Source organism: Janthinobacterium sp. 78 (genome assembly GCF_003096775.1).
Lineage (GTDB): Bacteria > Pseudomonadota > Gammaproteobacteria > Burkholderiales > Burkholderiaceae_D > Janthinobacterium > Janthinobacterium tructae.
On the sequence record NZ_QENT01000001.1, the window covers coordinates 4,808,375 to 4,832,318 of the forward strand.

General features: G+C 62.7%; 20 protein-coding genes and 1 tRNA gene. 10 read left to right on the top strand and 11 right to left on the bottom strand.

The window, feature by feature from the left end; genetic code table 11:
- Positions 1-48: 48 nt before the first annotated feature.
- A complete protein-coding gene (locus C8C92_RS21195) occupies positions 49-564 on the bottom strand; it encodes an RNA polymerase sigma factor (protein WP_116745161.1) in 516 nt (171 codons plus the stop codon).
- A 2-nt stretch (positions 565-566) separates the two neighbouring features.
- Positions 567-1,298 (bottom strand): TonB C-terminal domain-containing protein, encoded by a 732-nt coding sequence (locus tag C8C92_RS21200; protein WP_116745162.1) that lies wholly within the window; start codon positions 1,296-1,298, stop codon positions 567-569.
- 127 nt (positions 1,299-1,425) lie between these two features.
- Between C8C92_RS21200 and C8C92_RS21205 the strand changes: the two genes are divergently transcribed.
- The 3 genes from C8C92_RS21205 (at position 1,426) to C8C92_RS21215 (ending at position 2,786) form a co-directional block, all read left to right on the top strand.
- Positions 1,426-1,827, top strand: coding sequence for a hypothetical protein (locus tag C8C92_RS21205; protein WP_133250810.1), 402 nt, complete (start codon positions 1,426-1,428; stop codon positions 1,825-1,827).
- A 286-nt stretch (positions 1,828-2,113) separates the two neighbouring features.
- On the top strand, positions 2,114-2,401 hold the full coding sequence (locus C8C92_RS21210) for an ADP-ribosyl-(dinitrogen reductase) hydrolase (RefSeq protein WP_099764486.1): 288 nt from the start codon (positions 2,114-2,116) through the stop codon (positions 2,399-2,401).
- The gene (locus tag C8C92_RS21215; protein WP_243420314.1) at positions 2,382-2,786 is read left to right on the top strand and encodes a BrnA antitoxin family protein; all 405 of its coding nucleotides are present in this window, start codon (positions 2,382-2,384) and stop codon (positions 2,784-2,786) included. Before C8C92_RS21210 ends, C8C92_RS21215 begins: the two co-directional genes overlap by 20 nt.
- A gap of 171 nt (positions 2,787-2,957) precedes the next feature.
- Here C8C92_RS21215 and C8C92_RS21220 read toward each other — a convergent pair.
- From C8C92_RS21220 to C8C92_RS21240, 5 genes are all read right to left on the bottom strand, one after another.
- Positions 2,958-3,034 (bottom strand) — tRNA-Pro (locus C8C92_RS21220).
- A 104-nt stretch (positions 3,035-3,138) separates the two neighbouring features.
- Positions 3,139-3,753 carry a TetR/AcrR family transcriptional regulator gene (locus C8C92_RS21225; protein ID WP_099762910.1) on the bottom strand — a complete coding sequence of 205 codons (615 nt, stop codon included), beginning with the start codon at positions 3,751-3,753 and terminating at the stop codon, positions 3,139-3,141.
- A 68-nt stretch (positions 3,754-3,821) separates the two neighbouring features.
- Positions 3,822-5,270, bottom strand: coding sequence for an AdeC/AdeK/OprM family multidrug efflux complex outer membrane factor (gene adeC / locus C8C92_RS21230; protein WP_099762909.1), 1,449 nt, complete (start codon positions 5,268-5,270; stop codon positions 3,822-3,824).
- Between the two features lies 1 nt (position 5,271).
- On the bottom strand, positions 5,272-8,436 hold the full coding sequence (locus tag C8C92_RS21235) for an efflux RND transporter permease subunit (protein ID WP_116745164.1): 3,165 nt from the start codon (positions 8,434-8,436) through the stop codon (positions 5,272-5,274).
- A gap of 15 nt (positions 8,437-8,451) precedes the next feature.
- Complete coding sequence (locus C8C92_RS21240; RefSeq protein ID WP_116745165.1) at positions 8,452-9,666, bottom strand: efflux RND transporter periplasmic adaptor subunit; 1,215 nt, start codon at positions 9,664-9,666, stop codon at positions 8,452-8,454.
- 421 nt (positions 9,667-10,087) lie between these two features.
- Between C8C92_RS21240 and C8C92_RS21245 the strand changes: the two genes are divergently transcribed.
- Both C8C92_RS21245 and C8C92_RS21250 read left to right on the top strand, forming a co-directional pair.
- The gene (locus C8C92_RS21245) at positions 10,088-11,623 is read left to right on the top strand and encodes an ATPase domain-containing protein (protein WP_243420315.1); all 1,536 of its coding nucleotides are present in this window, start codon (positions 10,088-10,090) and stop codon (positions 11,621-11,623) included.
- 8 nt (positions 11,624-11,631) lie between these two features.
- A complete protein-coding gene (locus C8C92_RS21250) occupies positions 11,632-13,173 on the top strand; it encodes a hybrid sensor histidine kinase/response regulator (protein WP_116745166.1) in 1,542 nt (513 codons plus the stop codon).
- A gap of 3 nt (positions 13,174-13,176) precedes the next feature.
- On the opposite strand, the gene C8C92_RS21255 is transcribed toward C8C92_RS21250, so the two are convergent.
- Positions 13,177-15,063: an MFS transporter gene (locus C8C92_RS21255; RefSeq protein WP_116745167.1), complete on the bottom strand. Its 1,887-nt coding sequence runs from the start codon at positions 15,061-15,063 to the stop codon at positions 13,177-13,179.
- A gap of 235 nt (positions 15,064-15,298) precedes the next feature.
- Here C8C92_RS21255 and C8C92_RS21260 point away from each other — a divergent pair, with 235 nt between their 5' ends.
- Together C8C92_RS21260 and C8C92_RS21265 are read left to right on the top strand one after the other, a co-directional pair.
- On the top strand, positions 15,299-18,502 hold the full coding sequence (locus C8C92_RS21260; protein WP_116745168.1) for a DUF2339 domain-containing protein: 3,204 nt from the start codon (positions 15,299-15,301) through the stop codon (positions 18,500-18,502).
- Positions 18,499-19,953, top strand: a complete 1,455-nt coding sequence (locus tag C8C92_RS21265) for a DUF3999 domain-containing protein (protein WP_116745169.1) — start codon at positions 18,499-18,501, stop codon at positions 19,951-19,953. The genes C8C92_RS21260 and C8C92_RS21265 overlap by 4 nt, the downstream gene beginning before the upstream one ends.
- A 22-nt stretch (positions 19,954-19,975) precedes the next feature.
- Here the strand turns inward: C8C92_RS21265 and C8C92_RS21270 are convergent, their stop codons facing one another.
- Positions 19,976-20,719 (bottom strand): helix-turn-helix domain-containing protein, encoded by a 744-nt coding sequence (locus tag C8C92_RS21270; protein ID WP_243420316.1) that lies wholly within the window; start codon positions 20,717-20,719, stop codon positions 19,976-19,978.
- 160 nt (positions 20,720-20,879) lie between these two features.
- On the opposite strand from C8C92_RS21270, the gene C8C92_RS21275 reads away from it, so the two are divergent.
- The 3 genes from C8C92_RS21275 to C8C92_RS21285 are packed head-to-tail and all read left to right on the top strand — an operon-like array spanning position 20,880 to position 22,528.
- Positions 20,880-21,302 (top strand): hypothetical protein, encoded by a 423-nt coding sequence (locus tag C8C92_RS21275; protein ID WP_099762902.1) that lies wholly within the window; start codon positions 20,880-20,882, stop codon positions 21,300-21,302.
- Positions 21,303-21,327: 25 nt separating this feature from the next.
- Positions 21,328-21,738, top strand: coding sequence for a hypothetical protein (locus C8C92_RS21280; protein WP_116745170.1), 411 nt, complete (start codon positions 21,328-21,330; stop codon positions 21,736-21,738).
- A gap of 4 nt (positions 21,739-21,742) precedes the next feature.
- Positions 21,743-22,528 (top strand): DUF2145 domain-containing protein, encoded by a 786-nt coding sequence (locus C8C92_RS21285; protein WP_207781030.1) that lies wholly within the window; start codon positions 21,743-21,745, stop codon positions 22,526-22,528.
- Here C8C92_RS21285 and C8C92_RS21290 read toward each other — a convergent pair.
- Positions 22,525-23,148: a 4-phosphopantetheinyl transferase gene (locus C8C92_RS21290; protein WP_116746070.1), complete on the bottom strand. Its 624-nt coding sequence runs from the start codon at positions 23,146-23,148 to the stop codon at positions 22,525-22,527. The genes C8C92_RS21285 and C8C92_RS21290 overlap by 4 nt on opposite strands.
- 131 nt (positions 23,149-23,279) lie before the next feature.
- Positions 23,280-23,876, bottom strand: coding sequence for a hypothetical protein (locus tag C8C92_RS21295; RefSeq protein ID WP_099762898.1), 597 nt, complete (start codon positions 23,874-23,876; stop codon positions 23,280-23,282).
- Positions 23,877-23,944: the final 68 nt, after the last annotated feature.

Below are 23,944 nucleotides of genomic sequence, written 5' to 3' on the forward strand. Positions count from 1 at the left end.
TTTTGCTCTCTCATACTGGATGACGAATGGCGTCCCGGAAAACCCGCATTATTTATGCTCCGCCGCCAGATACGCGTCAAGGCGTTCATGCACGCGCTTCAATTCGTACTCGACCGTCCGCAGCGACACGCCCAGCCGTTGTGCGGCCTCTTTTTGCGTCACGCCTTCCGCATGCACGAGCAGCGCGATGGCCCGACGGCGCTCGGGCATCCGATCAAGAAGCTGGAACAAGCCATCGAGGTCCGAGCGTATCTCGGCGGTCCGGGCCGGCCCGGGCGCCGGATCCACCATTTCCTCCAGCAATGCATCGATATTATCGCCTGACAGCAGGCGGCTGTGCCGGCGCTGGACATCCACCGCAATGTTAATCGCCATGCGGGACAGGTAGGCTCCCGGGTTCTGGATCGGCCCGTGGGCCTCGCTGCCCTTCAGCCGCAGCCAGGTGTCGTGCAGCGCATCGCCGGCATCCTCCGCATTGCCCAGCTTGCGCGTCAGGCGCTGCTTGATGGATGTGTAGTGCTTGCCCAGGTAGTTCAGCAAGAAGAGCTGCGTGCCGTCGGACATGGCTAGCCCGCCCCCTGTTGCCGCTCGCACTGCGGCCCGACATCCGGGGCATTCGGTGCCACCAGCATGGTCAAGCGCTGCCGCGCGATCGCCGCTGGCGGCAGGCGGCCGATGTGCACGGTGCGCAGCGTGTGCAGCAACGCGGCATCGCGGCGGGCATCGCCGCTGCTGCCGAGAAGACGGACGGCGCCGATGCGGCCATCCGGCTCGAGGTAAAACTGCAGCAAGGAAGTATAGTTGCCCGGCCGGGTACGCGCATCCAAGCACAGCGCTTGCCAGATACGCATCTGGACCAGTCCGGCGTAACCATCCTCACGGAACAGCTCGGCCAAGCCATGGCGCGCCGATGCGGATGCCGGCACAGCAGATGCCGCACCGGCCTCTTTCAGAATGAATGTCTGGCCCAGGCCAGAACTGCGCTTGTCCGCCATCAGCCCCGTACCTTGCAGCAGGATGCGCAATGCGCCTTCGGCCGAGTGAAGGCCGTGTACCGGCGTGGAGGTACGGGCATGCACGAGATCGCTGGGAAACAAGGCCGGTTGTCCGGTGGTGTCCGCATACTGGTTCAGTGCCGCATTCAGCGGCTGCGCCGGGATGTTGAAAGCAATCGCAGGCATAGCCGCATCAGCAACGGGATTGCCACGTGCAACGCCCGCAAGCGGCAACTCGGGAGAAGCGCCACGGGCGTCTGCCGCTGATCCGATAAGCCCACCCAGTACCCAGAAGAGCGCCATCGCGCTACAGCTCAACGCGCTGCTGTACACACGCCCGCAACGGTGCTGCAAGGGCCATGGCAGGAGGACGGAGCGAATCGGCAAGGTAGGCACACCATTCTGAAAAGGTGCATGGTGGCATTCAAATGTGACGGTGTCGTTACATCAATACCAATCAATCCTTGGGCTGGCGGAAGCATGTGGAGTTGACGGGGCAGATCACTTTGACGAAGACGTGCGTCCGGAAATGTTTCATTTAGCCAACGCAGATCAGAGTTTAATGCCAGCAGCACATCATAGATTTTTCGCCGGAATCAAGCTGGTGGAAGGCCGGCAGGATCGTCTGATCGAAGCGCTCGGGCGCTCCGGCCTTGGTTCAATGAGGGAGCGCGCAAAGGAGCGCATTGGCATGAAGGATGACGTGGTATTGCGCGATATCCGGGCCTTGACGGCCACGGATGCGGCATGGCGCGGCGAGAACCGCAGCGACATTCAAAAGCGCTTGGAGCACACGTCAGGCAAGACCACGGAATCTACATCAAGGAAGTGATTGCGGATGTTTCCGAGATTTCGATGGCCTTACCATGGATCTAAAACGCCAAGATCAGCAAAGACCGCGTATATACGCTATGATCTCAGTCCGCTGCATACTTTCGCAGCAAGTTCAGGTCTTGCGCTGCGGTGAGACAGATTCGGAAAGTACAAAAAATACCGAAAAATGCTAGTTATCCACAGTTTTTTACAAGTTTACACAAAATTGTCACCGTTTTCTGTTGATAACCACATTGCAATTTATACTGTGTGGCCTTATATTTTGTATATACAAAGGGGACAGGATGCGGATCATAGTCATTACACCGCGCATTGATCAAAAATTAGACGCTAAGCATGACGTAACGCCCGAAGAGGTGGATCAATGCTTCGACAATAAATGTGGCGTAAACTTAATTGATGATCGCGAAGACCACAAGTCGGATCCACCTTCGCTGTGGTTCATCGCAGAAACAAACAAAGGTAGATTACTCAAAATTATTTATGTTTACCGTGACGGTAAATATTTCCTCAAATCAGCTTTCGAGCCAGGTGCCGGAGATATCGACACCTATGAAAATGAAGGAAAATGAAATTAGCAACATGGAGAAAATGATGAACGCCCCCGTCAAAATTGAAGGTAGTGTAGAGAATTGGGAGTCTGGTGCACTTGGTCGCGACCCAGCACATGCTAAGCGAGCCCCAAAAGAACTTGAGCAACAAATGGATGAAGCACAGGGGCTTCAGGCCATTTCGATTCGCCTGAAGAAAGAACTGATTGAAGATTTTAAGTTTATTGCTAAGCAGCACGGCATGGGCTACCAGCCGCTGATGCGTGAAGCGCTGCGACGCTTTGCAGAGTCGGAATACAAGCGTATTGCAGTACAACTTGCGAATGAAAAAACCGCCAAGGAGGCAGCATGCCAGCAGGTGTTGGCAGAGCATGAGGGAGAAGCGCCAATGAGGGCTGCTGCTTAATCGTAATGCCGCCAAGCAACAAAAACCCCGTCATAGTGCGGGTTTTTTTGTTACCGAACTCTTCCGTGAAAACTCCGGCCCAACAAAAAAACCCAGCACCGATATTATACAAACGTATAATATACAGTACTGGGTTTCTATACAGCTTGCGCTGTAACTCCTTGAATCTTATGGTCGGGACGGGAAGATTCGAACTTCCGACCCCATGCACCCCATGCATGTACGCTACCAGGCTGCGCTACGCCCCGACGAGGTGAGAATTATAGCAGAGGCTTTTAGGTTTTTGCCATGCTTTGCGCATGATTCATAGCGAACTGCGCAAAGTTTTTTTTCAGCCTGGGGGCACAGCGTTCTACTCGCCCAGCAGCAATGCCGTCAGGACGATGCGGAAACCGGCGATCAAGGGTTCGACCTTCATGTCCGGATTGTGCACCGCCCGCACGGGCAAGCCCTGGTACATGGCGATCATGGTATTGAGCCGCCCTTCCAGCATCTCTGCGTCAGCCGGCAAGCCGCGCTTGATGCGCGCATCCCGGATGATGGAGAGAAACAGCTTGCGCGAGCGCACGTCCGCACAGTGCAACATTTCAGCAATAACGGGATTGCGCGACGCTTCGGCAAAAATTTCCAGCGGCATCACCCAGGTTTTCGGGTCCAGGCTTTCCAGCACATGCTCGCCAGCATTATCGACCACGGCCTGCAGCGGGTCTTCGCGCTGCGCCAGGTCCTGCATCAGGTTGGTGACCCGCTCCATGTTCTTCAGGACGAAGGCGGCGATGATCGCATCCTTGCTGTCAAAATAATTATAGATGTGGCCCGCGCTCATGCCGGCCGCCTTGGATATCTCGGCCATGCTGGCGCCGTGGAAGCCGCGGCGGCTGAAACAGCTTTCGGCCGCATCGAGCACCTGCTTGCGCCGCGTGTTGGCGCGCTCGGGATCCGGATGCTTCTTTTCAACTTGGTTCATGATTTTCCAGTAGCGCGCCGGCCCTGCCCCTGCGGACAAGGGCAAGGCCGGCGTCGGCGTCCCCGTGATTATTGGACGCTGCCAGCCGCCGCGACGGCTGTCTGCTCAGGTTGCCAACCGCCGCCCAGCACCTTGTACAAGGTCACCAGGTTGGTCGATTTGGCCAGGCGCGCCGTGATCAGGCTTTGCTGCGCCGTGTACAGCGCGCGCTGGGCCACCAGGGCGTTCAGGTAGGACTCGGCGCCCTGCTTGTAGCGCGCATCGTGGATGGTGTAGCTCTTCGTCGACGCCTCGACCAGCGAGACCTGCGATTGCAGACGCTCGTCGATGGTGCCGCGCTGGGCCAGCGCATCGGACACTTCACGGAAGGCGACCTGGATCGCCTTTTCGTATTGCGCCACGGAGATTTCACGCTGCACCTTGGCGATATCGAGGTTGGCGCGATTCACGCCGCCATCGAAGATCGGCAAGCTGATCTGCGGAATGAAACTCCACGTGCCGCTGCCCGCCTTGAACAGGCCGGACAGGTTGTCGCTCAGCGAACCGGCCGTGGCCGTCAGCGAAATGCGCGGGAAGAAGGCCGCGCGCGCCGCGCCGATGTTGGCGTTGGCCGCGCGCAAGGTGCGCTCGGCCGCCAGCACGTCGGGACGGCGTTGCAGCACGTCCGACGGCACGCCGGACGGGATGTCCGTCAGCGCCGTCACGGTGCCGAACTCGGCTGGCGGCAGCAAGTCGGCCGGCACGGGGCCGCCCACCAGCAGGACCAGCGCGTTTTGATCCAGCGCCACCTGGCTCGTGAAGACAGCCACGTCGGAACGGGCCGACTCGACGCTGGTCTGGGCATCGTACTTGTCCAGGCCGGAAGTCGCGCCAGCACTGAAGCGGCGCACGGCCAGGTCATACGACGACTGCTGGCTCTTCAACGTGTCTTGCGCCACGCGCAGGCGCTGCTGGTCGGCCACCAGGTTCAGATACGTGCTGGCCACTTCGGCCACCAGGCTGATCTGCTGTGCACGACGTGCTTCTTCCGTGCCCAGGTATTGCTCCAGCGCGCTGTCGGACAGGCTGCGCACGCGGCCGAAGAAGTCCAGCTCGTAGGCCGAGACGCCTAGGTTCGCCGTGTACTGGCGATTGATGGACGCTTCGCCGTTGGCGCTGGCGTTCTTCGGCACGCGGCTGGCCGTCTGGCCGCCCGACGCCGACAGGGTCGGGATCAGCGCGGCGCGTTCGATGCCATACGTGGCGCGCGCCTTCTCGATGTTGAGGATCGAGACGCGCAGGTCGCGGTTGTTGGCCAGCGCCAGTTCCAGTACCTGGCGCAGACGCGCATCGGCAAAGAACTCACGCCAGGCGACGTCCGCCACCGGCTTGGCGTCGGCGGCGGCCGTGTCGGCCTTGTAGGAAGGACCGGTCGGCCACGCCGTGGGCGCCGGCGCTGCCGGACGCTCGTACGTGGGAGCCAGGCTGCAACCGGCCAGCAAGGCCAGTGCCGCCATGGAGAGTAGTGATTTTTTCATATTAATGTGCATCCTTGGAAAGCGTGACGGCTGGCGAGCCAGGCGTCGCCGGCGTGGCGGGCGCGTCCGGCTTCGAGAAGAAGCCGCGCACCAGCACGAAGAACACCGGCACGAAGAAGATACCGAGGAAGGTGGCCGTCAACATACCGCCCAGCACGCCGATACCGATGGCGTTCTGGCTGCCGGAACCGGCGCCGCTGGAGATGGCCAGTGGCAACACGCCCAGGCCGAAGGCAATCGAGGTCATCAGAATCGGACGCAGACGCAGACGCACCGCATGCAAGGTCGCGTCCAGCAGCGACATGCCCGATTCCTGCATTTCCTTGGCAAACTCGACGATCAGAATCGCGTTCTTCGCCGACAGGCCCACCACCGTGAGCAAGCCCACCTGGAAGTACACGTCATTCGACAGGCCGAACATCCACGTACCGAGCACGGCGCCGATCACGCCCAGCGGTACCACCAGCAGCACGGAGAATGGAATCGACCAGCTTTCATACAGCGCGGCCAGGCACAGGAACACGATCAGCAGGGACAGCGCGTACAGCTGCGGCGTCTGCGAACCGGATTCGCGCTCTTCCAGCGAGACGCCGGTCCAGCTCATGCCGATGCCAGGCGGCAGCTTGGCGACCATCTCTTCCATCGCGTTCATGGCCGCGCCCGTGCTTTGGCCCGGCGCCGGCGTACCGAGGATCTCTACCGACGGCAAGCCGTTGTAGCGTTCCAGGCGTGGTGATGCGTAAATCCACTTGCCGGTGGCGAAGGCCGAGAACGGTACCATCTGACCAGCCGTGTTGCGCACGAACCACTTGTTCAAGTCTTCCGGCAACATGCGCGATTCGGCATTGCCTTGCATGAACACTTTCTTCACGCGACCACGGTCGAGGAAGTCGTTGACATACGAACTACCCCAGCCGACGCTCAGCACGCGGTTGATTTCCGAGAGCTGCAAGCCCAGTGCGGTGGCTTTCTGCTGGTCGATGTCGATCTTGTACTGCGGCGTATCTTCCTGGCCGTTCGGGCGCACGCCCACCATGGCCGGATTCTGCGACGCCATGCCCAGCAACTGGTTACGCGCCGCCATCAGGGCGTCATGTCCGACACCGCCGATATCTTGCAACTGCATGTCGAAACCGGTGGCGTTACCCAGTTCCAGCACGGCAGGCGGGGCGAACGTAAACACCATCGCATCCTTGATCTGCAACAGCTTGCCCATGGCGCGACCGGCCACGGCCGGCGCTTTTTGCGCCACGTCCTTGCGCAGCGACCAGTCTTTCAGGCGCACGAAGGCGATACCCGTGTTCTGGCCGTTACCGCCGAAGCTGAAACCGGCGACGGCAAACACGGAAGCGACGTTGTCTTTCTCGCTGTTCATGAAGTGGTCTTCGACCTGTTCGATCACTTTCAGGGTGCGCTCTTGCGTGGCGCCCGTCGGCAATTGAATCTGCGTAAACAGGATGCCCTGGTCTTCTTCCGGCAGGAAGGAGGTCGGCAGGCGCATGAAGACGAATACCAGGCCGGCCAGCAAGATGACATACAACAGCATCGAACGGCCGCGGTGACGAATCATGCTGCCAACCAGGCTCTGGTACTTGTTGCTGCTGCTGTCGAAGCTGCGGTTGAACCAGCCGAAGAAACCCTTGTTGCTGGCGTGATGGCCCTTCTCGACCGGTTTCAGCAAGGTGGCGCACAAGGCTGGCGTAAACACCAGCGCGACGACCACCGACAACACCATCGATGAGACGATGGTGATCGAGAACTGGCGGTAAATCACGCCCGTCGAACCGCCAAAGAAGGCCATCGGCACGAACACGGCCGACAGCACCATGGCGATACCGACCAGCGCGCCCGTGATCTGCGTCATGGACTTGCGTGTCGCTTCCAGCGGCGACAAGCCCTCTTCGCTCATCACGCGCTCGACGTTTTCCACCACCACGATGGCATCATCGACCAGCAGGCCGATGGCCAGCACCATGGCGAACATGGTGAGCGTGTTGATCGAATAGCCGAACGCGTTCAGGATGCCGAAGGTACCGAGCAGCACGACCGGCACGGCCATGGTCGGGATCAAGGTGGCGCGGAAGTTTTGCAGGAACAGGTACATCACCAGGAAGACCAGGATGACCGCTTCGACCAGCGTCTTGACCACTTCTTCGATCGACAGTTTCACGAACGGGGTGGTATCGAACGCCACCTGGTAGCTCATGCCTTCAGGGAATTGCTTGCTCAGGTTGCCCAACATGGCTTTCGCCGCATTGGCCGTATCGAGCGCATTCGCGCCCGTCGCCAGCTTGATCGCCACGCCGGTGGCCGCATGGCCGTTGTAGCGGGCCACGGTGTTGTAGTTCTCACGGCCCAGTTCCATGCTGGCCACGTCCTTCAGGTACACCATGGCACCGTTGGTCGTGGTTTTCAGCAAGATGGCGCCGAACTGCTCCACCGTTTGCAAGCGGCTCTGCGCCGACACGGTCGCGTTCAGCTGCTGGCCCTTGACGGACGGCGTGCCGCCCAGTTCACCGGCCGACACTTCGGCATTCTGCGCCTGCACGGCCGTGATCACGTCCGCCGGGGTCAGGTTGAAGCTTTGCAGCTTGGCCGGGTCGAGCCAGATACGCATGGCGTACTGCGAACCGAACAGTGTCACATCGCCCACACCGGCAACACGGCTGAGCGGATCGACGACGTTGGCGGCGACATAGTCGCTCAAGTCGGTCTGGTCCATCTTGCCGTTTTCGGAAATGAAGCCGAACACCATCAGGAAGTTCTTCGTCGCTTTCGACACGACCAGGCCTTGCTGCGTGACAGCCGTCGGCAGCAGTGGCGTGGCCAGCTGCAGCTTGTTCTGTACCTGCACCTGCGCGATGTCGGGATTGGTGCCGCTGCTAAACGTCAGCGTGATGCTGATGCCGCCAGTGGCATCGCTCGACGAGGCCATGTAGCGCAAGCCGTCGATACCCTTCATCTTTTGTTCGATGACCTGGGTGACAGCATCTTCCACGGTCTTGGCGGAGGCGCCAGGGTAGGAGCCGCTGATCGAAATCGACGGCGGAGCGATGCTCGGGTACTGCGCGATCGGCAGGCTGAGGATCGAAATCACGCCGGCAAGCATGATGACGATCGCGATCACCCAGGCAAAAATCGGGCGATCAATGAAAAAACGGGCCATTAATATTCTCCTGAATTAGTGGGCGCTGGCAGCCGATGCGGCAGCAGAAGCGGCGGCGGCAGGAGCAGGAGCAGCTTCGGCCTTGGCCGGCACGGCAACGGCTGGCGCGCCTGGCTTGACTTTTTGCAAGCCTTCCACGATCACGCGGTCGCCTGCGGCCAGGCCGGACGTCACCAGCCAGTTGGTGCCGACGGTACCGCTGGTGGTCAGCACGCGCTGCTCGACCTTGTTTTCCTTGTTCAGGATCAAGGCGGTCGCCTGGCCCTTCTGGTTGCGCGTCACGCCCACTTGCGGCACGGTGATGGCTTTTTCATCGACGCCCGTTTCCAGTTGCGCACGCACGTACATGCCTGGCAGCAATTCGCCTTTCGGGTTCGGGAACAGCGCGCGCAAGATCACGTTGCCGGTGGTCGGATCGACCGTCACGCCGGCGAACTGCAACTTGCCCGATTCGCTGTACTTGCTGCCGTCCGGCAGGATCAGGTCGACCTTGGCCTGGCCTTCGCCCACTTTCTTCAGCGAGCCGTCAGCCATCTGGCGTTTCAGGCGCAGCAAGTCGGTGCTCGACTGGGTCACGTCGACATACATCGGGTCGAGTTGCTGCACCGAGGTCAGCGCTTCGGCCTGGCCTGCCGTCACCAGCGCGCCGGCCGTCACGGACGAGCGGCTGGTGCGGCCGCTGATCGGTGCCGTCACGGTGCTGTAGCGCAGGTTGATGTTGGCCGATTCCAGCGCCGCGGTGGCGGACTCGACGTCTGCCTTGGCTTGCTCGAACGCAGCGATGGCATCATCGTATTCCTGACGGCTCACGCCTTCGATGGCAACCAGTTCCTTGTAGCGCGAGGCTTTCGGACCGGCCGTCAGCAGGTTGGCCTTGGCTTTCGACAGCGCGGCCTTGGCCGAATTGGCGGCCGCCTGGTAGGTGGCCGAATCGATCTGATACAGGGCCGTGCCCGCTTTCACATCGCTACCCTCGACAAACAGGCGCTTCTGGATCAAACCGCCGACTTGCGGGCGCACATCGGCGACCTGGTAGGCATTCGTACGGCCGGGCAATTCGGCGCTCATCGGCAACGCGGCCGGATTAACAGTAAACACGACCACCTGTGGCGCTTGCTGCGCGTGAGGTGCTTCCTGTTTTTTACCGCAGCCGGCCATGATTACAGTGGCGCACAGAACGGCAATAGCGCCGCTCGTACGCGGCGACGTCAATGAAAAGGTTGGTTGCATCTTGGACTTTCTGAAAAAGAAGCTGGCTAGTGTCGTTAGAAATGACTAAATTTATTAACGCAGATCAAAGAATGAACGATCATTCTAAAATCGTCAAGCATCGTTACAATTGAAACAAAGCAACTATCAAACGAATTTAATTATCAATGAGGCAATAAAATGAGGACAGCAACAGCGGCGGCACACCAGCAAAGTGGAGCAGGACCCTGGCGGGCGGTGGCCAAAACGGCACGGCGGAAAAGGTGGATTGAATGAATACTGTAGCAGGGTAATGCGTTTTTTGCTGAAGCGGCGATCATGTGCGCAACACGTCCCTGCACGGCCACGCCCAGCGCCATGAATATTTACCAATGGTATCGAAAAGACATGCGTAGGCATTCGCGCTACTATCCTGTCCACGGCGTGGCACAGCGGGGGCGCGATGATGACAGCACAGGCGCAAGGGCAGGTGCAAGGAGCGCAAGGAACGGCGCAACACGGGGGCGCGAGCGGCCCGGACGCGCCACCACTGCTGTCGACGGGCGTTCCCGGCCTCGACACCGTACTCACGGGCGGCTTGCTGGCCGAGCGCCTGTACCTGGTCGAAGGCGAACCCGGCACAGGCAAGACCACCCTGGCGCTGCAATTTCTGGCCGAAGGGGCGCGCAATGGCGTACCTGTGCTGTATCTCGCCCTGGCCGAATCCGAGATCGAGCTGCGCGGCGCGGCCCTGTCGCACGGCTGGGACCTGGCCGGCATCGCCATCGAAGAGGTGGCGCCCAGCGACGACATGCTCGACCCGGAGCGCCAGTACACCATCTTCCATCCGTCCGAAATCGAGCTGGCCGCGACCAACCAGCGCATCCAGGCCGCCATCGACAAGCACCGCCCGGCGCGCCTGGTGCTCGATTCGCTGTCCGAACTGCAGCTACTGGCGGAAAACCCCCTGCGCTACCGGCGCCAGGTGCTGGCGTTGAAGCGCTACCTGGCCAGCAGACACTGCACTACCCTGCTGATCGATGACCGTTCCGCGCTCGACGACGGCTTGCAGGTGCGTAGCGTGGCCCATTGCGTGATCTCGCTGGAGCGGCAAAACCAGGCGTATGGCAATGACCGGCGCCGCGTGCGGGTGGTGAAATACCGGGGCGTGCCGTTTCGCAGCGGCACGCACGACTACAAGATCGCCCGTGACGGCCTGGTCGTCTATCCGCGCCTGGTGGCGGCCGACACGCGGCGCGATGGCGACCATCGGCTCCTGTCGAGCGGCGTGCCCGAACTCGACGCCATGACAGGCGGCGGCCTGGAAGAAGGCATGAGCACCCTCATTTCCGGCCCCGCCGGCAGCGGCAAGTCCACTCTGGCGGCGCAATTCGTGCACGCGGCCACGGCCCGCGGCGAACCGTGCGCCATGTTCCTGTTCGAAGAAGCGCGCAGCAAGCTGCTGAACCGGGCCGACAACGTGGGCATGCGCCTGCAGGCGGCGCTCGACACAGGCTTGCTGCGCGCACAGCAGATCGATCCGGCCGAGCTGACACCGGGAGAATTTGCCCAGGCCGTGGTCGACGCGGCGGAACAGGGCGCCCGCGTGATCGTCATCGATAGCCTGAACGGCTACATGCATGCGGTGCCCGACGAACGCTTCCAGAGCACCTATCTGCATGAACTGCTCAATTACCTGGGCCAGCGCGGCGTGGCCACCCTGCTCGTCGGCGTGCAGCAAAACATGCTGGGCACCGCGATGACCACCTCGGCCGACGCCAGCTACCTGGCCGACGGCGTCATCATGCTGCGCTATTACGAAACGGAAGGCGAGGTGCGGCAAGCCATTTCCGTCTTCAAGAAACGCGGCAGTGCGCACGAACGCAGCATCCGCCGCTTCGAAATCAGCGCGCAGGGCATCCGCATCGGCCCGGCCCTGGCCGGCTTTCACGGCATCCTGTCGGGCTTGCCCACCATCGGCGGCACGCCCTTGCCCTAGGAAACGCCATGGAGCAGCGCATCCTGATCTACGCGCCTGCCGGCCAGGATGCCGCCCTGGCCGGCAGCGTATTGGCGGGCAGCGCCATCGCCAGCCATGCCTGCCGCTCGCTCGGCGAACTGGCCGAGCAGCTGGCGCTGGGCGCCGGCGGCGTGCTGACGGTGGACGAAGCGCTGCAAGCAGGCGTCTACTCCGTGCTCGACGCGTATGCCCGGCAGCAGCCGGACTGGTCCGACTTGCCCATCATCCTGCTGACGCACGCGGGGCTCGATTCCCTGCCCTTGCGGCAAGCCATTGCCACCCTGGGCAATCTGACCCTGCTGGAACGCCCCGTGCACATATTGACCCTGATCACGTCGGCGCACGCCATGCTGCGCGCGCGCCAGCGCCAGTACCAGGTGCGCGAGACGCAGCGGCGCAAGGATGAATTTCTTGCCAGCCTCGGGCATGAACTGCGCAACCCGCTGGCGCCCATCAAATCCTCCGTGGCCCTGCTCAAGCACCTGTTCCCGGCATCCGAGCAGGTCGGCAAGGTGAGCGACGTGATCGAGCGCCAGGTGACGCACCTGACGCGGCTGGTGGATGACCTGCTCGACGTGGCGCGCATCACCCGCGGCAAGGTGTTGCTGCAACGCAAGGACTTTGAGCTACAGCAAGTGCTCGACCATGTGAGCGAGCTGTGCCAGCCCGCAGCCAGCAAGCGGCACATCCGCATCACCCGCGATCTGCCGCCACATGCCGTGACCTTGCACGCCGACTACGCCAGGGTGGTACAAATTTTTGCCAACATCGTCTCAAATGCCGTGAAGTTCACGCCGGACGGCGGCCACATCCACATCACGGCACACCAGGCGCAAGACCAGTTGCAAGTGGTCATCGAAGACAATGGCATCGGCATCGAGCCGGACGCCATCGCACGCATCTTTTCCATGTTCGAACAGGGACGCACGGTGGCGGGAGAAATGACCAGCGGCCTGGGCATTGGCCTCAGCCTGGCGCGCCAGTTCGCCGAGCTGCACGGTGGCAGCATCGACGCCTGCAGCGACGGCCCCGGCCGTGGCAGCCGCTTCATCGTCACCTTGCCGGCCAGCGCCAGCGACATCCCGGCCGCCACGCAGGCCGCCACCGGCAGCGAGTCGCCCGCCAGCGCGCACCAGCCGCTGCAAGTGCTGGTGGTGGACGACAACCGCGACGCGGCCGATACCATGCAAAGCCTGTTCCAGCTGGAGGGCTATGCCGCCAAGGTCGCGTATGGCGGCGCGCAGGCGCTGGCAGCGGTCGACATGGCCTGGCCGCAACTGGTCGTGATGGATCTGGGCATGCCGGACATGGATGGCTACGCAGCGGCGCGCCAGATCCGCCGGCGCGCGCAAGGGCGTGATGTGCTGCTGATCGCCCTGACGGGCTGGGGCCAGGGCGAAGCGCGCGCACGCACGGAGCAGGCCGGCTTCGACCACCACCTGACGAAGCCGGTGGATTTCGCCGCCATCGCCGCCCTGCTGCACGCGCACCTGGCGCGGCGCACGGGCGCCGCTACGCGAGAGGAATGAGGTTTATTTCCACTTGCCGCGCAATTCCTGCACCTTTTGCTGCAGCAACTCCGGCGTGGCGGCCTCGGGCGCCACGGGCATGCCCACGGCCAGCGACAGACGCGAGCGCAAGCCCGCCTTGAAGGCGCGCTCGAACAAATGGCCATTGCGGTGGCTCAGCAGATGGCCCCACAAGCCGCGCAGCGCCAGCGGAATCACGGGCACCTTGCTGCGTTCGACGATCTTGGCGATGCCGCCCTTGAATTCGCTGATCTGGCCCGTGCGCGTCAGCTTGCCTTCAGGGAAGATGCAAACCAGTTCCCCCTGGTGCAGCGCTTGCGCAATGTCGATGAAGGCCTTTTCCATCAGGAAAGGATCTTCCTTGGCCGGCGCGATGGGTATCGCCTTGGCGGTGCGGAAGATCCAGCCCATCAGCGGCATCTTGAAGATGCGGTGGTCCATGACGAAGCGGATCGGGCGCGGGCTGGCCGCCATGATGACGATGGCGTCCACATAGCTGACGTGATTGCACACCAGCACCGCCGCCCCTTCCGTAGGGATGCGCTCGCCATCGACGACTTTGACCCTGTGCACGGTCTGGATGAGTATCCACGCCAGGAAGCGCATGAGAAATTCCGGCACCAGCGAGAAGATGTAGGCCGCCACCAGCGCGTTCAGGATGGCCGTGACGAGGAACAGCTGCGGAATCGTGAAACCCTGGCCCAGCAGCACGATGGCCACGCCGGCCGCCGCCACCATGAACAGGGCATTCAAGATATTCATGCCGGCAATCGTGCGTGAAATGTGTTTCGGGTCGCAGCGCGTCTGGATCAGGGCGAACAGGGGCACGATGAAGAAGCCGCCAAACACGCCGATCATGACGATGTCGAGCAGAATGCGCGGCACGCCTGCCTGGCCCACGAAAGCCAGCGCGTCGACCACTTGCGTATTCACATACGCATTGCTGGCGAAATACAGGTCGATGCCGAACAGCGACAAGCCGATGGAGCCGAACGGCACCAGGCCGATCTCGATCTTGTGGCCAGACAAGCGTTCGCACAGCAAGGAGCCGGTACCGATGCCGACGGAAAACACCGTCAGCAACAGTACGAAGACGCTGTGGTCGCCATGCAGGAAATCCTTCGAGTACACGGGGAACTGCGCCAGGATCAGGGCGCCGTAAAACCAGAACCAGGAGTTGCCCAGCATGGCCAGGAAAACGGGACGGTTCTTGCGCGAAAAATTCAGGTTGCGGAACGATTCGGCGACAAAGTTCAGACTCACCTTCAAGTCCGGCTCGGGCGCGGGCGTGCGCGGCACGCGGTAGCTGGCGATCAGCCCGAAAATGGCCACGGCAATCGTCGCGCCGGCCACCAGTTCCACGCCCAGCGGCTTGTGCACGATCAAGACGGCGCCGAGGATTTCGCCCAATAAAATGCCGACAAAGGTGCCCATCTCGATCAAGCCATTACCGCCGACCAATTCCTCGCGTTTCAGCTGCTGCGGCAGATACGCATACTTGACGGGGCCAAACAGGGTCGAATGCACGCCCATGCCCACCACGGCGGCCACCAGCAGCCACAGGGTATGCGTCATCCAGCCGGCGGCGGCCACGGCCATGATGGCCAGTTCCATCCATTTGACGAAACGCGCCAGGCCCGCCTTTTCAAACTTGTCGGCCAGCTGGCCCGCCGTGGCCGAGAACACGACATACGGCAGGATGAACAGGCCGGGGATCAGGTTGGTGATGGTGGACGGGTCGAGCGTGGTCCAGCTCAGCGCGTCATAGGCGAGGATCACCATCAGCGCCGTCTTGAACAGATTGTCGTTGAAGGCGCCAAAGAACTGGGTCCAGAAAAAGGGCCCGAAACGGCGCTGCGACAATAAGGAAAACTGGCTGCTTTGACTCATGGCATGGGGAACTGGCAATTAAGGAATTGCTAAAATACAGCACTATCTTGCGCACGACAATCTGAATGTCGTCATCTTGCTTGGTATCAATACGGAAAATGCCGCACTGCGCCATGCTGGCCTCGCACTTTACTACTTTCCCCCGGCACAACAAAAATCGCCTGTTTCTTGATAATAAGGTAATGTGCGCATACATCGGGCGCCTTCGCCCTGACCATCCCCGAAAGCTGCCCCCATGTTTGGATTGATATCGCTGATCATATTTGGCTTGCTGATCACCGCCTTCGTGCTGGTGCTGCAGCACCGCAGGAAAGTTGCCGATCTGGAATTGCTGACGGCGCGCCTGCGCAAGGAAGTCGACGCCATCGGGCAGCGCCTGCGAGCACTGGAAGGCCAGGCCGAAGCGCCGGCCACGCCCGTCGTGCCCATTGCACCCGCCGTACCCGATAGCGCGGCGCCAGTGGCAGTGCCGACACCCTTGCCGCCGCCCACACCCGTGCCGCAAGCGGCCGCGATCAAGGTGGCCGAGCTGGCGCAGGTCGCGCCGGCTGCAGTCCCCGCACCTGCCGCACCCTTGCCACCGAAACCAGCGCCAACGGCTCCCTCCAAGCCCGCCCCTGCCACCCCCAACACCCCATCCTGGATCGCCCACCCGGACGGCCTCGTTGCCAAGGCGAAGAACTGGTTATTTACCGGCAACCTGGTTGCCAAGCTGGGCTTGCTGATCCTCTTCCTCGGCGTCAGCTTCCTGCTCAAATACGTGTCGGCACAGGTCACCGTGCCCATCGAGCTGCGTCTGGCCGGCATCGCGCTGGCCGACATCGCGCTGCTGGCCTGGGCCTGGCGCATCCGGCTCCAACGCCCTGGCATCAGCCTGCCGCTGCAGGGCACGGCGCTGGCGATATTGATGCTGGTGACGTTTGGCGCCTTCCGCCTGTATGAACTGATCCCGGCGGGCCTGGCGTTTGCCGTGCTGTTCGTGCTGACGGCGTTCACGTGTTTGCTGGCCGTGCTGCAAAACGCCGTCTGGCTGGCCGTCTTCGGCATCGTCGGCGGTTTTGCCGTGCCCCTGCTCGTGTCGACGGGCAGCGGCAACCATATCGGCCTGTTCAGCTATTACGCGCTGCTCAACGCGGGCGTCTTCGCCATCGCCCTGAAACGCGCCTGGCGCGTGCTCAATGTGCTGAGCTTTGGCTTCACCTTCGTCGTCGCCACCACCTGGGGCCTGCTGCGCTACTCGCCCGAGCACTACCTGTCGACGCAGCTGTTTTTGATCCTGTTCGTACTGTTCTATATCGGCATCGCCATTGCCTACTGCGCACGCCAGGCGCCGCGCCTCAAGCATTACGTGGATGGCACTCTCGTGTTCGGCACACCGCTGGCGGCCATGGGCCTGCAATACGGACTGGTGCGGCACTTTGAATTTGGCCTGGCGTTTTCCGCGCTGCTTGCCGGTTTGACCTACACGGGACTGGCCGTGGCGCTCTGGCGCCGCGTTGGCTTCCGCCTGCTGGCCGAAGCCTTCCTCGCGCTGGGCATCGTCTTCGGCACCCTGGCCATCCCGTTCGCCCTCGATGGCCGCTGGACGTCGGCCGCCTGGGCGCTGGAAGGCGCGGGCATCGTCTGGGTCGGCTTGCGCCAGCGCCAGACGCTGGCCTGGGCCTTCGGCCTGCTGGTGCAGGCGGGCGCATGGATTTCCTTCCTGTTCATCCTGCAGGGACTTGATGCGGCTAGGGCCCTGCAGGCCAACATCTGGCTCGGCTGCGCGCTGCTGGCCGCCGCCGCGCTGGTGATGGCCTACAATTTCCGCCGGCATGCCAGCCACCTGCATCCGGAATTCATGCGCAGCCTGTCCGTGCTCTTCCTGACGGCCGCCACGGCCTGGCTGCTGGGTGGCCTGTGGAGCGAAATCCTGCTGCGCACGGATGCTGCCACGCAACTGAACCTGCTCACCGTCAGCGCCCTGGGCGTGGCCGCCTTGCTGGCGGTGCTGGCGCGGCGCGAACAATGGCATGCGCCGCGCGCCCTGCTGCTGGCCGTGCAGGTACTGGCCGGCATGGTCATGCTGAGCCGCGCCAGCTGGGTCTGGGATCAGCATCCGGCCAACCTGTTCCACGGTTCCTTCCTCAGCGCCCTGCTGCTGGGCGCCGCCGCCTTTGCCAGCGCCCGTTTCCTGGCGCTGCGCGCGCGCGGCGGCGACGAACTGCTGGCCCTGGTCGCACGGCCCCTGCTGGTCTGGAGCGGCTTGCTGTGGTTTGCCGCCATCCTCGTGCCGCTCGTCAGCTGGCTGCTGCGCCTGATCGACGGCGACCTCGCCATGCAGCAGCATGCGGGCGAGCACTGGCTGGCGCTGTACCTGATTGCCGTATGCGTCACGGCGCCCGTGTTCGCCATCCTGGCGCGGCGCCTGGAGTGGCCGCAGTTACGCTGGTTCAGCGTGGCTGCCTGGCTCGGCCTGGGCCTGTGGAGCACCAACCTGCTGCTGGCGCTGTACCTGCGCGATTACCTACCGACGGGCTTGAGCTGGCTGGCCCTGGCATGTGCCCTGGCGGCCGGCGAATACCTGCTGCTGGCCTGGCCGCAAGCGGGCTGGCAACTCGACGTGCGGGCGCTGCGGCTCTTGCATACGCTGCGCACGGCCGCGCCATGGCTGATGCTGTGGCCCGTGGGCGCCATGCATGTCAGCGCCTGGCTGGCTGGCCACGAAGGCAGCGTCAGCCCCGCCTGGGCCCGCTACTTGCCGGCCTGGGCCATGATGCTGGCACTGGCCTGGCTGATCCGCCGCTGCCGCGCGGGCGCCTGGCCGGTGGCGCCGATTACCGCGTGGTACCAGGGCACCCTGATACCGCTGGGCGCGCTGTGGTCGCTGCTGCTGCTTGTCACGTGGAATATTGTCGATGATGGCGCCATGGCACCGCTGCCCTATTTGCCACTGCTCAATCCGCTGGACTTGAGCACAGGCTTTGCCATCCTGCTGGCCATCGCCAGCTACCGTTTATTCCCGGCCGGCCAGCTCCCGCTGCCCGCCCTGTGGCAAGCGCGCTTGCCGGCCGTGGCCGCCTGCTGCGTATATGGCTGGTTCAACCTGATGCTGCTGCGCACGGTCTCGCACTATCTGGGCGTGCCGTACACCTTTGACGCCATGCTGGCCTCGCAGTTTGTGCAAGCCATGCTGTCGCTGGTGTGGAGCGTCACGGCCCTGCTGCTGATGCGCCACGCGGCGCGCCAGCAGCGGCGCCAGCAATGGAGCATGGGCGCCGTGCTGCTGGGGCTGGTCGTGCTGAAACTGTTCCTGATCGACCTGTCGAACGTGGGCGGCATCGAACGCATCATCTCGTTTGTCGGTGTCGGCTTGCTGATGGTCTTGATCGGCTACCTGGCGCCCTTCCCCAAGGCTGCCGCGCCAGCGCCAGCCGAACCGCAACAAGGAGTCGCATGAAAGCCTCATTGATCTGCTGCAGCCTGCTGGTGGCAGGCGCCGCGCTGGCCGCGCCTGGCCAGGACCGGCCACAGGACTATGCCTGGAACATGCCCATCCAGTCGCCGGCCGGCGCCGGCATCGTGCAGCTAACATTGCCCAGGGAAGTTTACCTGCACGCCAGCTCGGCCAGCCTGGCCGACCTGCGCCTGTTCGATGCCGACGGCAAGCGCCTGGCCTATGCCATCGGCGCGCCGCCCGCGCAATCGGCCACGCAGCGCACGAACATTCCCGCCCGCATTTTCCCCGTGACGGGCGCGCCGGCAACTGGCGACGGCTTGCAAGGCATCGACATCCGCACGGCCGACGATGGCCGGCTGCTGTCGGTCAGCGCGCGGGCTGGCACGGCAGCGGCCACGGCGGCGCTGCAAGCGCTGATCCTCGACCTGGGCAAGCAAACACAAGACAAGCGCATCGCCGCCTTGCGTTTCACGCCACCGGCCCGCACGGACAATTACAGTGCGCAAGTGCTGCTGGAAGTGAGCGATGACCTGAAGCAATGGGACGCCATCGGCACCACCACCCTGAATTGGCTCAGCAACAACGATACGCAGACCCTGGCCAACGACAGCATCGCCTTTGCGCCACGCGCTTTTCGTTACGCGCGCCTGAGCTGGCAAGCGGGGGAACCGCTGGCCTTTGTGGCGATTACGGCGCAAGCCGTCAGCGAAACGGACATCGCCGCGCCGCGCGCCAGCGTCGTGCTGCAAGGCGCGCCCGGCAAGCAGGCAAATGAATGGCGCTATGCCACGCCTCTCGCCATGCCCGCCGACAGCATCGCCCTGCAATTGACGCAGACCAATACGGTACTGCCTGTAACCCTGGGCGTGTATCGCCAGAACAGCTATGTTCCCCGGCACCGGCTGCACCTGCGCCAGCAGGCGCGTCCCGCGCAAGGCGCCTATTTCGATCCTCTGCTGAGCACGACGTTTTACCGCATCGGCCTCGATGGCAAGGAACGGATCTCGGGCGACCTGGCCATGCCCGTGACGCAAACAAACGAATGGGTGCTGCAGACATCCACGGAACACCCGCTCTCCGCCGACAATGCACCCGCCTTGCGCCTGGGCTGGACACCCGCCACCGTCGTCTTCCTGGCCAGCGGCAAGCCGCCCTATCAGTTGGCATTCGGCAACGGCAACGCCGCCGCCGTTGCGCAGCCGCTGGCGCAGGTGGCGCCCGGTTTCAGGGCGGACGAGCTGCTGGCGCTCAAGACTGCCAGCGCCGGTCCGCTCAAACCCAACGGGGGCGTGGCTGCGCCAACCCCCGTCACAAAGGACGGGGCGCCATGGCGCCTGACCGCGCTGTGGGCCGCACTGCTGCTGGGAGTGGCCGTGCTGGGCTTTTTTGCCTGGCGCTTGCTGTCGCAGATGAAAGAGGAACAAGGCAGTACCGACAAGCACGAGCATTAGGCTGGCCGCGACATCGCCACCGCTACTGCCGCAGCAGCGCCTTGAACGTCTGCGGCATCCACGGCCGCGCCGCCAGCATGAAGCTGATGGCCAGACGCTCATCGCCAGGCAGGCGCGCGTCTTCCTGGTGCTGCTGCGAAAACTCCACCGCCACTTGCTTCAAACGCTCCAGCAAGGCCGCCGTGGATTTTTTCGACAGCATCACGTTCACCAGGCGCAGCAATTCTGTCTCACCATCGAATTGCGAATTGAGATAATCGCCATACGCTTCCTTTTTGAAATAGCTATGAATCGGGCCATTCGGTATCCACGCAAACGTGCGCGCCACCAGCAGTTTGACCCGGTTATTCGGCAGCAGTTCCAGGAAACCGATCTTGTCGAGGCGCAGCAAATATTTGACGGCTTGCGCCTCGCTGATGTCATAGATGGCGATGATCTGCTCCAGCGGCAACAGGTTCAGGGCGGACACGGCCACCACGAACAAGCGGGTGTCATCGATGATTTCCTTTTCCTGCGCATACGTCAGCCCCGTGATCAGGGTGGGCGCGGCCTGCGCCGTCTGCACGGCCAGCGCCAGCTGCTGGAAATCGCTGCCGATGGCGACCAGGATCTGGTCCAGGCGCTGCAGGGTAAATTGCTTTTGCGAAAACATCCGCTTGACGCTGGCTTCGGACACGCCGATACGCTGGGCCAGCTCGGCATAGGTGACGGCGCGCGCTTTCAACAGGCGTTTCAAGGCCTCGATCAGGGCGTGGGTTTGCGGCATGCACTTCCTTTATAAAAATTGCATCGGTTCCAGCGGTAAAAAAGTAGCGCAATACGCTACCTGCGGTATGCCTGCCCGCTACGAGTAGCGTTTTCATTGACCAATTGCCCTCAGTCTACAATGATGGCGTTGCCACTTGGCACACTTGAAGGAGAAACACATGAAACGCTTGCTGCCCCTCTGCCTGTCCCTGTCGCTGTTGACGTTCTCCGTGGCCACTCCCGGCCTGGTCCATGCCGCCGCCTCGGAGAACCTGTCGAAAGGCTCGCAAAACCTCAGCCAGGGCTCCGCCGTCGTCGTCGCAGGTTCCATGTCGATGCTGGTCGCTTCCGGCCAGGTGGTCGTCGCCAGCGTGGAAACGGTGGGCGAAGGCATCGTCATCGTGCTGAAAGGCGCGTCCGAAGCGGGCGGCGCTTCCATCCAGATGAGCACGCAAGCAGCCAAGGGCCTGTCGCTGGCGGCCGGCACGGTGGTCAACGTGGTGGCGCTGTCCACCGGCCATATGCTGGTTCTTTCCGGCAAGGCCATCGCCTTCATCCCGAACGAACTGGGCAAGGCCCTGCTGCACCACTCCAAAGTGTAAATCAGCCATGAAAAACCACTCTCCCATGAAACATCTGCTCGCCATCGCCGTGTTGTGCGCCACCACTCTGCATGTTCAGGCCGCCAACTCCGACACCACCAACGCCTCCGACAACGCCAGCATGGCCTCGGCCATCGTGCTGGTCGGCTCCATGTCGGTGCTGGCCGCCGCCGGTGAAGTCGTCATCGACAAGGTGGAAGACGTGGCCGACGGCAGCGTCCTGGTGCTGAAAAGCGCGGCCAGGGGCGCATCTTCCGCCGCCACGGCCTCCGTCAAGCTGAGCCAGAAAGCCACGCAAGGCCTGTCGCTGGCAGCCGGCACGGTGCTCAAGGTGGTGGCCGTCTCGACGGGCCACATGCTGCTGCTGTCGGGCAAGGCCATCGCCTATGTGCCGAACGCGGCCGGCAATGCCATCCTCCACCATTCGAAAGCGTGAACCCATGAAACGCCTGACCGTGATGATCATCAGCCTGGCCCTGGCCGGCGTCGCCCATGCGGGGCGCTCGTGCGAGGAAAAGCCAACGGATGCGAGCACCCTCGTCAAATCGATGGAACTGGCACAAAAAACCCTGCAGGCGCTCGATGCCTCGGGCGCGCAAGTGGCGCTGGTGGCGCGCGCCGGGCAAGACCTGTCGAAGTACAATTTGCGCTATTCGCACATGGCGCTGGCCTGGCGCGACCACCCGCAAGGGCGCTGGCTGGTGGTGCATGAACTCAATGAGTGCGGCACGGCGCAATCGTCGCTGTACAACGAAGGCTTGGGCAATTTCTTCATGGACGATGTGTTCATGTATGAAACCCTGATCCTGATTCCCGGCCAGGATACGCAGCAGCAACTGGCGCGCCTGCTGACCAGCAACACGCCCAAGCGTCTGCATGAGCCGCACTACAATATGCTGGCCTACCCGTTTTCCACCAAGTATCAGAACTCGAACCAATGGGTGCTGGAAACCCTGGCCGCGGCCAGCAACGAGCCTGGCAAGATCGAAACGCGCGCCGAAGCGCAAGGCTGGCTGCGAAGCGCCAACTACGCGCCGCAAACGCTGAGCATCCCCGCCGCTACGCGCCTGGGCGCGCGCATGTTCCGCGCGAATATCGCTTTCGACGATCACCCGTTCGAGCGTCGCATGACGCGCCAGATCGACGTCGTCAGCGTCGACTCCATCGTGCGCTTCATGCGCCAGCGCGAACCGAAGGCGCAGGAAATCGTGGTGCGAGGAAATTAGTCCGGCGCCAGGCCGGACAATCGCAAGGCGGGCGCCTGCGCCAGCGGCGCCGCGCTGCACAGCACGATGGACAGTTCGGCATGGGCGATCGTCACACAAACGGCGGCATCCATGCCCAGCTTGTAGCGCGCCTCCGCTGCGCTCCAGCGCTGGTAGAACTGCGCCAGCCGCACATCCTCCGGCAAGCCTTGCAGCTCGGCGGCCACAGCAGCGCCAAACGCCTGGCGCGCCAGCGCCAGCACATCGCGCCGCGGGTCGCGCAGCTCAATATCAAGTCCCAGCCGCGTCGTACTGCTCAGCGCGCAGGCGACCCAGTGGCCGCTGTGCGAAATACTGAAATACGCACCCTCGACGGGCGACAGCAGCAGCGGCGCCTGGCCGGCGCGCTCTTCCAGCGCGATCGATTCCGGCGCCACTTGCAGCATTTTGCCCATGGCCACGCGCAGCAGGGCGCGCCCCAGCAGGAACTGGCGCCGGCGCAGCGGCCGCGCAAAGCGCGCATAGCGGGCCGTTTCCGCTGGCCCGAGCCACGTTTCATACTGAGTCAGCTGCGCGAGATCAAGGCTGCGGGAATCGAGCAGCCAGATGCTGGCGCCGGTGCTGGGCAGGGCTGAGGACATGAAAGCGAATCGATAGACAAAGGCGCAGTCTGCCACAAATTGCCAGCATGCATGCGGCAAAAAAATGGCAGCGCGGTTCCCCGTCGCTGCCATTCTCAGCAGGTCTGCAGGCGCTTGCGCGCCGCGCCCTTCTAGTTCGTCATTGCTGCTTCGACCGCTTTACTATCGGCGCCAGTCGGGCCGCCTTCGGCACGTACATAGTTGGCCTTGATGTAAGCGCTGGTCAGGTTGGCGATGCGGGTCAGCATCAGGTTATCGTGCACGCCAAACGTGAAGCCGGCCGCCATCGCGTCCGCGCGCTGGAAGAACTCTGGCGTCGCGACCAGGGTGCCCTTGTTGTCGCGGATCTTGACGCGCATGCGCACGCCGGAGCTGCCGGCCAATGGGCCCAGGAATACACGCTTGGCGCCGCTCTTGAACTGCATCTCTTCGACGATAGGCTCGATGATCAGCACGCGGCCATTGGCCCGGGCGGCATTCCAGCTGGTCAGCGATTCGGCCAAGTCCTTGCGGATATTCTCGTCTATCTTTGTCAGGCCAGCCTGGTTACCCTTGTAACCCTCGGCAAACACCGTCGGCTTGACTTCAATGCGGCCAAACGACGAGAAGGCCTCGCTCGGTGCCGGATTGCTGGTTGACGAAGCCTTGACGCGTGTGGCGCAGCCTTGCAGCATGGACATCGCCAGCACTGCGCCAGCCAGGATGACGGTTTTCGATACTTTTTGCATGTTCTCTTTCTCTTTTTATTCGAATGGCTTCCACGGGCCAGCCTTCCTGCAAGCTGGCACCGGTGAGC